The organism is Herminiimonas sp. (assembly GCF_030645555.1).
Taxonomy (GTDB): domain Bacteria; phylum Pseudomonadota; class Gammaproteobacteria; order Burkholderiales; family Burkholderiaceae_D; genus Oxalicibacterium.
The window spans coordinates 1-9,621 of the sequence record NZ_JAUSME010000050.1; the positions used below are offsets into that span (position 1 = coordinate 1).

Annotated in this window: 9 protein-coding genes and 1 pseudogene; 7 read left to right on the plus strand and 3 right to left on the minus strand. The window is 58.7% G+C overall.

All coding sequences use genetic code 11. The annotated features are described in order from the left end of the window. Nucleotides 1-201: 201 nt before the first annotated feature. Nucleotides 202-537, minus strand: coding sequence for a CzcE family metal-binding protein (locus Q7T06_RS02105; protein WP_304779351.1), 336 nt, complete (start codon nt 535-537; stop codon nt 202-204). A gap of 235 nt (nt 538-772) precedes the next feature. Between Q7T06_RS02105 and Q7T06_RS02110 the strand changes: the two are divergent. From Q7T06_RS02110 to Q7T06_RS02130, 5 genes and pseudogenes are all read left to right on the plus strand, one after another. Then, a pseudogene (locus tag Q7T06_RS02110) lies at nt 773-2,350 on the plus strand (ABC transporter substrate-binding protein). Nucleotides 2,351-2,401: 51 nt separating this feature from the next. Continuing rightward, a complete protein-coding gene (locus Q7T06_RS02115) occupies nt 2,402-3,379 on the plus strand; it encodes an ABC transporter permease (protein WP_304779374.1) in 978 nt (325 codons plus the stop codon). Beyond that, complete coding sequence (locus tag Q7T06_RS02120; RefSeq protein ID WP_370652329.1) at nt 3,379-4,287, plus strand: ABC transporter permease; 909 nt, start codon at nt 3,379-3,381, stop codon at nt 4,285-4,287. Before Q7T06_RS02115 ends, Q7T06_RS02120 begins: the two co-directional genes overlap by 1 nt. Next, a complete protein-coding gene (locus Q7T06_RS02125; RefSeq protein ID WP_304779356.1) occupies nt 4,284-5,300 on the plus strand; it encodes an ABC transporter ATP-binding protein in 1,017 nt (338 codons plus the stop codon). Before Q7T06_RS02120 ends, Q7T06_RS02125 begins: the two co-directional genes overlap by 4 nt. Then, nucleotides 5,293-6,300 (plus strand): ABC transporter ATP-binding protein, encoded by a 1,008-nt coding sequence (locus tag Q7T06_RS02130; protein WP_304779360.1) that lies wholly within the window; start codon nt 5,293-5,295, stop codon nt 6,298-6,300. Before Q7T06_RS02125 ends, Q7T06_RS02130 begins: the two co-directional genes overlap by 8 nt. Here the strand turns inward: Q7T06_RS02130 and Q7T06_RS02135 are convergent. Together Q7T06_RS02135 and Q7T06_RS02140 are read right to left on the minus strand one after the other, a co-directional pair. Next, nucleotides 6,297-7,511, minus strand: a complete 1,215-nt coding sequence (locus tag Q7T06_RS02135; RefSeq protein ID WP_304779363.1) for a DUF418 domain-containing protein — start codon at nt 7,509-7,511, stop codon at nt 6,297-6,299. The genes Q7T06_RS02130 and Q7T06_RS02135 overlap by 4 nt on opposite strands. A gap of 93 nt (nt 7,512-7,604) precedes the next feature. Next, on the minus strand, nt 7,605-8,510 hold the full coding sequence (locus tag Q7T06_RS02140) for a YihY/virulence factor BrkB family protein (protein WP_304779366.1): 906 nt from the start codon (nt 8,508-8,510) through the stop codon (nt 7,605-7,607). A gap of 168 nt (nt 8,511-8,678) precedes the next feature. Between Q7T06_RS02140 and Q7T06_RS02145 the strand changes: the two genes are divergently transcribed. Together Q7T06_RS02145 and Q7T06_RS02150 are read left to right on the plus strand one after the other, a co-directional pair. Beyond that, entirely contained in the window at nt 8,679-9,005 is a 327-nt protein-coding gene (locus tag Q7T06_RS02145; RefSeq protein ID WP_304779369.1) for a hypothetical protein, read from the plus strand. A 270-nt stretch (nt 9,006-9,275) separates the two neighbouring features. Then, a partial coding sequence (locus Q7T06_RS02150; RefSeq protein WP_304779372.1) for a glucan biosynthesis protein occupies nt 9,276-9,621 on the plus strand: 346 nt, incomplete at its 3' end.

Genomic DNA, 9,621 nt, shown 5'->3' on the forward strand with positions numbered 1-9,621 from the left:
GGCAGGTAAAGCGGGACTTCTTTACAGCAGAAGTTCTTGCTAAAAAGCGCAGCCAGAATGATCAATTCTGGCTGCGCTTTTTATTTATGAGGTTTTAATTGAAGCAAATTTTGCTGGCAGTGAGGAACAGCGTGTCATGTAGGAAGAAAAAAGGGTGAGCGCGCGGCAGTTTCGACCCGATCATGCGGTTTGTGCCTGCAACTAATCCACGCCACGGTATCTGGGGTCGGGAGAGACATAGGCTGTCACGCGGCGCTGCAGCAGGCCGGCCGGCGCAACCAGATTCAGGTCGAATGATGAAATCGTGTAGCCGACATAGAAATCCCAGCCAAACGATTGGTCGCCGACGATGAAGTTGATGACTTCGCCGCCTTCCACATTGACCCATCTGGTGTCTGGCGTGATGACGATAGTGCGCGTGGCCATGCTGGACGGCGCCGGACTACCCAGAAGATCGAGCCGGGGCGAGGCGGAAAAAGCCGGCACGCTGAGCGTCATCAGCGCGGCAAAGGCAAGTACTAGCGATCTGGTCAGCATGGCATTTCCATATCGTGAAGTGAAGATGCCTATATTCTAGAACGTAAGCGTCTGCCATGTTGGGCGCTGCATGACGGCGAGTGTGCTGATCGAGAGGCCGATATATTTTTTGCGACTATCCAAAGACCAAATGGATCATTTACATACGCAGGCCAGGTGGCTAACATCGCCGTGTGACTCTGGCCGCGCATGCTTGCGTGCGCCATCGACAGTCCCCGGCTTCTTAAAGGCAAACATGCTTGGCTTCAAACGAAAAAATCTGTCTGCACTTGCCCTGCTGGCTGCGCTGGCATGTTCGGCCAGCCTGGCCACGCATGCGGCAGATTTGAAAATCGCGCTGGCAGCGGATGTATCGTCGCTGGATCCGCATTACCTGAACATAGCGCCCAACGTCGCATTTGCCGCACATATCTTCGATGCGCTGGTCAATGTGGATGCGAACGGCAAACTGGTGCCTGGCCTGGCGACTGCGTGGCGCGCAGTGGATGCGACGACCTGGGAATTCAAGTTGCGCCGCGGCGTGAAATTCAATGACGGCTCGGACTTCACTGCCGACGATGTGATCTTTTCGCTCGACAGGCCGGCAAAATTGACGAACAGCCCCGGTCCTTACACTGCCTACACGAAACAGATAATCGCGAAAAAAATCGTCGATCCCTATACCGTACGCCTGACTACGGCGGCGCCTTACGGTCCGCTGACGCTGGATGTGAGTGCCATTTCCATCGTGTCTAAAAAAGCGGCAGAAGAAGCGGCTACCGAGGATTTCAACAGCGGCAAGGCATTGATAGGCACCGGCCCGTACAGACTCATCAGCTTCAGGCGCGGCGACCGCATAGAAGTGGCGCGCAACGAGCATTACTGGGGCGAAAAATCGGATTGGGACAAGGTCACGTTCCGCATCATTACCAGTTCCGCGCCGCGCCTGGCAGCCTTGCTGTCTGGCGATGTCGATGCGATAGAGGGCGTGCCGACTGCCGACCTGTCGCGGTTGAAGAACAGTGCGAAATTCACTTTCGCGCAAAAGATTTCCTGGCGCACGATATTTTGGGATCTCGACCAGTCGCCGCGCAGTTCGCCTTAAGTGACTGACAAGGCCGGCTAGCCGTTGGCGGAAAATCCGCTGCGCGACGTGCGCGTGCGGCAGGCGATTTCTAAAGCCATCAATCGCCAGGCGCTGACAGATCGCACGATGGAAGGCCTGGCCGTGCCGGCGGCCAACATCGTCTCGCCCGGCATATTCGGCTACAACGATGCGCTGAAGGTGGAAGCTTACGATCCGGAAGGCGCGAAGAAACTGCTGGCGCAAGCCGGCTACCCGAACGGTTTTGCATTGACGCTGCACGGTCCCAACGACCGCTATATCAATGACGATCAGGTGGTGCAGACGGTGGCGCAATTCCTCAATCGGATAGGCATACAGACGAAAGTGGTAACCCTGCCGCTGTCGGTTTATTTCGCCCGGGCGCGCACCGGCGAATTTAGTGTCGCCTTGCTGGGCTGGGGCACGCTGGCCGGCGACTTCGGTTTGCGCACGCTGGTCGGCACGCCGAATCCAGCGACCGGCTGGGGCTCGTGGAACTGGGGTAAATACAGCAACCCGGCAGTCGACAAGCTGATCGCGTCATCGCTGGCTTCGGTCGATCAGGCCAGGCGCGAAACTTATGCGAAGGATGCGGCGGCGCTGGCATTGAAGGAATATGCGGTGATCCCCCTGCATCATCAATATGCGACCTGGGCGCTGCGCAAGGGCTTGAAGTACACTGCGCGTACCGATGAATTCACCTTTGCCCATCAGTTCCATCCGGAATAAATGCCGCCTGCCGGCTGACTGCACGCGCCCTTTAAGCGGCGCTTGCTGACCATGCTCGACTTCATCCTTCGCCGCCTGGGCCAGAGCATCGTCGTGCTGGTCGTGATGTCGCTGCTGGTTTTCATCGGCGTGTATGCGATCGGCAATCCGATCGACATGCTGATCAGTCCCGACGCCGACCAGATCGAACGCGCACGCACGATCGCCGCATTCGGGCTCGACCAACCCTTGTGGCGGCAGTATTTCATCTTCATCCAGCAAGCCTTGCACGGCGATATGGGCCGTTCGTTTGCCTACGGCACGCCAGCGCTGGCCTTGATACTCGAACGCCTGCCGGCCACGCTGGAACTGGCAGTTTGCGCGATAGGCATGGCGATCGTTCTCGGCATCCCGCTGGGATTGTGGGCCGGCCTGCGCCCCGATAGCTGGACAGGCAAGAGCATCATGGCAGTGTCCATACTCGGTTTTTCACTGCCTACCTTCTGGGTCGGGCTGCTGCTGATCATGCTGTTTGCAGTGCAGCTGGGCTGGCTGCCGTCGGGTGGACGCGGTGCGACCACGCTGCTGTTCGGCGTGCCGCTCAGCTTCCTGACTGTCGATGGCTTGAAGCATCTGCTGCTGCCGGCCTTCAACCTCGCGCTATTCAATATCGCGCTGGTGATACGGCTGACGCGCGCCGGCGCGCAGGAAGCGCTGCTGCAGGATTACGTCAGGTTTGCGCGCGCCAAGGGTTTGCGCAACAGCCGCATCATAGGCGTGCATGTACTGAAGAACATCCTGATTCCCATCGTCACCGTGATCGCCTTGCAGTTCGGTTCCATCATTGCATTTGCCATCGTGACCGAGTCGGTGTTCGCCTGGCCCGGCATGGGCAAGCTGATCATAGACTCCATCCGCGTGCTGGACCGGCCCGTGATCGTCGCCTACCTGATGCTGATCGTTACGTTGTTCATCTTCATCAACCTGATCGTCGATGTCGTGTATTCGCTGCTGGACCCGCGCGTGCGCCTGTCGGAAGTGCAGGGCTGATGATGGACGCGATACTCAAGGCAGCCGAAGTGGAAACGCCGCTGCAGCGCTTTGCGCGCAATTTCTTTGCCAGCAGGATTGCCGGCGCGGGATGCATCGTTTTGCTGGTGATAGTGCTGGCGGCGATATTCGCACCTGTCATCGCGCCGCAAAATCCCTACGATCTGGCACAGATAGACATCATGGATGCGCGCCTCGCACCCGGCGCGCAGAATGCAGACCGGACTTTTACCTATCTGCTGGGCACCGATGAACAGGGACGTGACATGCTGTCGGCGATACTGTACGGCGTGCGCATTTCCATCATCGTCGGCGTTGTCAGTACCGTGATCGCACTGGCGATCGGTTTGACGCTGGGCCTGTTTGCCGCTTACTTCGGCGGCCGCGTTGAAAATTTCATCATGCGGGTAGCCGACATCCAATTGTCATTCCCGCCTATTCTGGTGGCGCTGATCCTGCTGGCCTTGCTGGGGCCGGGCACCAGCAAGATAGTCATCGCGCTGGTCGCAGTGCAGTGGGCGTATTACGCGCGCACTGCGCGCAGCGCCGCGCTGGTCGAGCGCAGGAAGGAATACATGGAGGCGGCTGCCGGCCTCGGCCTGTCGCCGCTGCGCATCGTATTCCGCCACCTGCTGCCGAACTGCCTGCCGCCGCTGATCGTGATCGCCGCATTGCAGGTTGCATCGGCCATTTCACTGGAAGCCACGCTGTCTTTCCTCGGTCTCGGCTTGCCGGTCACCGAGCCTTCGCTCGGTTTGCTGATTGCCAATGGTTTTGAGTACCTGATGTCCGGCAAATACTGGATCAGCGTATTCCCCGGCATTGTGCTGCTGCTTACCGTGGTGGCGATCAATCTGGTGGCCGATCAATTGCGCGATGTATTGAATCCGCGCCTGCAGACCCTATGACGACTTCATCGACAGCAACGACGCCAACATTGAGCGTGCACAATCTGCAGATGCATTTCTCTGCGCGCGAGGGCATAGTGAAGGCGGTCGAGGACGTGTCGTTCTCGGTCGCACCCGGCCAGATACTGGGGCTGGTAGGCGAATCGGGTTCGGGCAAATCGATGACTGCATATTCGATCATGGGCTTGATAGACGAAGGTGGCAGCAATTCGGGAAAAATCGTTGGCGGCCAGGTCTTGCTGCAGGGTCAAGACCTGCTGACCCTGTCGCCGGAAGCGATGCGCCGCGTGCGCGGCAATCGCATCGCGATGATATTCCAGGACCCGATGATGACTCTCAATCCTGTCCTGCGCATCGATACGCAAATGATGGAAGCAGTGCTGGCGCATCAGGATGTCGGCAAGGCGGCGGCACGTGCGATGGCGCGCGATGCCCTGGCGCGGGTCGGGATTGCGTCGCCGGATCAACGCCTGCTCGCCTATCCACATCAGTTTTCCGGCGGCATGCGCCAGCGCGTGGCGATTGCGATAGCCTTGCTGAACAAGCCGGACCTGATCATCTGCGACGAGCCGACCACCGCGCTCGATGTGACGATACAGGGACAGATACTGTACGAGATGCAAAAGCTGTGCCGCGAATCCGGCACGGCGCTGATCTGGATCACGCATGACCTGTCGGTGATTGCCGGCCTGGCAGATGCAGTGTGCGTGATGTATGCAGGCAAAATCGTCGAGAGCGGCAGCGTGCGCGAGGTGCTGGAACAAGCGCGCCATCCTTATACGCATGGCTTGATCGCCTCGTCGCCATCGAAGAATCAGCGCGGCCTGCCGCTGCGCCAGATATCCGGCATGACGCCCTCGCTGTTGAACCTGCCATCCGGCTGCGCCTTCCGCACCCGCTGCGAGCGCGCGACAGCGATGTGCAGCAACACGCCGCCGCTGCTTGTCGATGGCGCACGCAGCTTGCGCTGCTTTCATCCGATAACCGCAACGAGCGGGGTGCCGCATGAGTGAGATCGTGCCGCCGCTGCTCGCATTGCGCGACGCCGACAAGCGTTTCGCCAAGCCGCTGGATGCAGGCGCTAGACTGGGGCAGCTGTTCGGCGCAAAAAGAAGTGCAGAAGTCGTGCATGCCGTCGATCAGGTGACGCTGGAGATACATCCGGGTGAGGTGGTCGGGCTGGTCGGTGAATCCGGTTGCGGCAAATCGACGCTGGGTCGCATGGCTGCCGGCTTGCATGCGCTGTCGTCCGGCACGCGCAGCTGGAAGGGTACAGACCTGGCCGCATTGAACGCTGCGCAAAGACGACAGCAGCAGCTGGCGATACAAATGATATTTCAAGATCCGTATGCCTCGCTCAACCCCCGCATGCGGATACACGATATCGTTGGCGAAGCGCCGCTGGCGCACCGTATGGTTGCCGCCGCCCAGCAAAAGGAATATGTGGAAGCCTTGCTGCAAAGGGTAGGCCTGGATCTGGCGCTGGCGCGGCGCTTCCCGCATCAATTCTCTGGCGGCCAGCGGGCGCGCATAGGCATCGCCCGCGCGCTGGCCGTCAATCCTGAATTGCTGGTTTGCGATGAAGCAGTTGCGGCGCTGGATGTATCGATACAGGCGCAAGTGCTCAACCTGTTCATCAAGTTGCGCGACGAACTGAACCTGACCTATCTGTTCATCAGCCACGACCTCGGCGTGGTGCGCCATATCTCGGATCGCGTCCTCATCATGTACCTGGGACGCATAGTCGAATCGTCGCCGACGGCAGAATTGTTCGCGCGGCCGAATCATCCCTACACGGTGGCCTTGCTGGCTGCCGCGCCTAAACTGGAAGTCAAGAAGATCGAGTTCTATCCAGTCAAAGGGGAAATTCCATCACCCCTGCATCCGCCATCCGGCTGTCACTTCCATCCGCGCTGTCCGCATGCGATGCCGCGCTGCAGTATCGAGCAACCGTTGTTGCAGGAAATCGCGCCGCAGCATTTTTCAGCCTGCCACTTGAACGATGAAAGTTAAAGACCCCGGTTGATGTAGCGGCGCGACAGCATTTCAACCGGTCCCTGCGCATGCCGCGCCAGCCACCAGCGGCTGAAGAATAATTGCAGCAGCATGATCGCGCCTGCAATCGCCAGCCAGCCGGCCGGCGGCCATTTTTCACCCAGCCCAAAACCGAAGCCCTGGATCAGCACTGCGCACAGCAGGGATTGCGTCAGGTAATGCGTCAGCGCCATCTTGCCGACCGGCGCCAGCCAGTTTTCCAGCCATTGCAGCAAGCCCTGACCGGCCAGCATCACGCAGGCAACATAGGCGGCCGCCAGGCATGAACCGCCGATCGGCAGCCACGCATACAGCAGGAAGGTATACGCAGATGGGTGCAGCGGATCGATGGCTTCGGCCAGCACCAGCGCGGCCCATGCCAGGTTGAATGGAATGCCGAGCGCAAAACCCGTCCAGCGCACCCGGCGCCAGAATGTCATGTGCCGCCACGGCTGCGTCAGCCAGCCGCGCCGCACCGACATCGCACCGAGCAGGAACAGCACGGCAATATGCGGCAGGATGAAGAGCGACTGCGTTGTCACCGACAGGTAATCGCTGATGCGCTGTATGCCTATGGCCAGCAGATCGCCCTGCGTATAAATCACGCGTGCTGCTTCCACCGCAGCCACGGTATTTTTTGCCTGTGCATGCATCCCGTCGGCGTCCAGCATTTGCATATTCAATGCAAAGTTGGTCAGCAGCAGTGCAGCAAACACGATAGTCCAGATGCGCAGTCTGTTGCGGAGCTGGCGCAAACGCGCACCGGCCAGTCCGGACAGGACAAAGAAGCCGGCGATGCTGTAGACGGTCAGGATATCGCCGAACCAGATCAGGGTGCCGTGCACTATGCCGCATCCCAGCAGCCAGGTCAGCCTGCGCCGGAACAGCCGCTCCGCATCGCTCCAGCGCCCCAGCCTGTGTTTGAGCGAGCGCGTCACCATCACAAAACCGGCGCCGAACAGGAAGGCAAAAATCGGATAAAACTTTTGTTCGGCAAAGAAGGCAACAAAGGCCACGGCCAGCACGTCGAAGATGGATGCCGTTGCCGGCAACACGCCGTAGCGCAGGCTTTCGAAGCCCCAGATGAAGGACCACACATTCACCAGCAAGATGCCGAACACGGCCATGCCGCGCAGGGCGTCTATGCGGGCAGAGCGTGAAGTCGGAGATCGGATGGTCGTATCGTTCATGGTTGATGGCATTGCGTATGCAGCTCGCTGATCTTCAATAGACAATAAAATGACAGCCGTTTGATGCAAACGGCTGCTTGAAATGAGGCCGGATTATTTCAGCGCTGCGTCGCCGGTAACTGCCGCATTCACTTGAGAGGCGGCAGATTGCGAGCCATGCTGCTGCGCAAACACCCAGGTAAATTCAGCGCCCAGCAAAAAAATCTGCGCCGAATAATAAATCCACACCAGCAGGATCACCAGCGAGCCGGCGGCACCGAAACCGGATGCCATATTGGTCTTGCCCAGATACAGGCCGATCAGGGTTTTGCCTATCGTAAACAACAGGGCGGTCACGACAGAACCGACCCAGACATCGCGCCATGGAATGCGGGCGCGCGGCATGAACTTGTAGATCATCGCGAACAAGCCGGTGATGACGGTAAATGAAACCGCCAGATTCAACAGTTGCAGCACGATGCTCCAGCTGCCCAGGATGTCGCCCCACCATTTTCCGAGTGCCGCCAGCACGGCGCTGAGGACCAGCGATATCAGCAGCATGAAGCCCAGCCCCATTACCATGCCGAAAGACAGCATGCGCGTGCGCAGCAGCGTCCAGATGCCGCTTCTTTCCTTTTCTGCCGGCACTTTCCAGATCCGGTTCAGTGCACTCTGCAGTTCGCCGAACACGGCAGTGGCGCCTATCATCAGGGTCAGTATGCCCAGCGTGGCGGCGATGATGCCCTGCCCCGGTTCGCTGGCCGACTTCAGCAAGCCCTCGACTGCACTGGCGCCGGTATCGCCCATCAAGTCGCGCAGCTGGACCACAATCGCGCCTTGCGCCGCATCCTGGCCAAAGAAGAAGCCGGCGATCGCGATCACGATGATCAGCATAGGTGCGAGTGAAAAGATCGTGTAGTAAGCCAGCGCCGCACCCATGCTGGGCGCAAAATCTTCTATCCAGGCGGCGACCGCATCCCTGGTCAGCGACCATGCCTGCTGCAAGAGCCCTGCTTTCATGTCGACTCGCTTTCCGGTCCATAGACCCTGTTGCGCCATGCATCAGCGATGTGCCGATTGTACCCACAGTTGTTGCAGGAATCGATGGCTGCAGCATGCACGAGAGGGCGCAGTGGCAACAGCAGCCTGCTATGCTGGCGATGTTTCGTTTTTGCTCAAAGCATAGTCATGTCCCGTCGCCACCATCACCACGTCTACGTCATCGAGCTGTCGCCGGATGTGCTTTATGAAGCGCGCTTCAAGAAAGCCAATCCGGATTACATCCCCGGCCAGCCCTGCGTCTATGTCGGCATGACCGGACTGGATCCCGACCTGCGTTTCGACAAGCACAAGGCTGGCATACAGAGCAATAAATACGTCGAGAAATTCGGCTTGCGCCTGCTGCCGCAACTTTATGCCGTCTATAACCCGATGCCGTATCAGGCGGCGTGCGAGATGGAAGTCGAGCTGGGCATAGGCTTGCGCGAAGCAGGCTATGGCGTCTGGCAGGCTTGATGGCACGCAATGTGCATTGAGCAAAGTTGCGATTAAAAATGCATAAGCTTGCCCGCTAGCGGAACCTTATTGCTTGCATGCACTCCGACTATGTGAAAAGCGCACCCAATAGAAACAAACGTCACGCACCGGGATGACGCTATTCCTCGAAAAATCATTTTCACTTTGCATGGCAGTGTGACGCCCGTCATTTCAAGGAACCGCCTGCGCCCCCTGTGGCGCGGCAGGTTCCGTATCTGTTGCTGCTTGGTTTGTATAGGTTGAAAAAACATGCTCCGTCATTTCTTTACATACATGCGCCGCCAGTCAGGCAGTTTGTTGCTCGCTGCAGCCTTCCTGCCCTGCGTTCCGGCGCTGGCCTTCGATTTCAACGATGTCGCGAAGAAGGCGCAGCAACTCGCTGCGACTTCCTACAAGGAGCCGCAGAAAAACATTTCCAAGGGACTCGAAAGTCTGGATTACGATCAATATCGTGATATCCGCTATAAACGCGATAGCGCATACTGGCGCGCCGCCAAACTGCCGTTTGAACTGACCTTTTTCCATCAGGGCCGGCAATTCGAGAGTGCGGTCAAGATCAATGAAATTGTCGGCAACCGCGCGCAGCCGATTGCCT

What these genes read in the sequence shown, in the direction of transcription:
- Q7T06_RS02140 (WP_304779366.1), bottom strand. Translation starts at nt 8,510, where the DNA reads ATGAAAGCAGGGCTCTTGCAGCAGGCATGGTCGCTGACCAGGGATGCG.
- Q7T06_RS02145 (WP_304779369.1), top strand. Translation starts at nt 8,679, where the DNA reads ATGTCCCGTCGCCACCATCACCACGTCTACGTCATCGAGCTGTCGCCG.
- Q7T06_RS02125 (WP_304779356.1), top strand. Translation starts at nt 4,284, where the DNA reads ATGACGACTTCATCGACAGCAACGACGCCAACATTGAGCGTGCACAAT.
- Q7T06_RS02135 (WP_304779363.1), bottom strand. Translation starts at nt 7,511, where the DNA reads ATGAACGATACGACCATCCGATCTCCGACTTCACGCTCTGCCCGCATA.
- Q7T06_RS02130 (WP_304779360.1), top strand. Translation starts at nt 5,293, where the DNA reads ATGAGTGAGATCGTGCCGCCGCTGCTCGCATTGCGCGACGCCGACAAG.
- Q7T06_RS02115 (WP_304779374.1), top strand. Translation starts at nt 2,402, where the DNA reads ATGCTCGACTTCATCCTTCGCCGCCTGGGCCAGAGCATCGTCGTGCTG.
- Q7T06_RS02120 (WP_370652329.1), top strand. Translation starts at nt 3,379, where the DNA reads ATGATGGACGCGATACTCAAGGCAGCCGAAGTGGAAACGCCGCTGCAG.
- Q7T06_RS02105 (WP_304779351.1), bottom strand. Translation starts at nt 537, where the DNA reads ATGCTGACCAGATCGCTAGTACTTGCCTTTGCCGCGCTGATGACGCTC.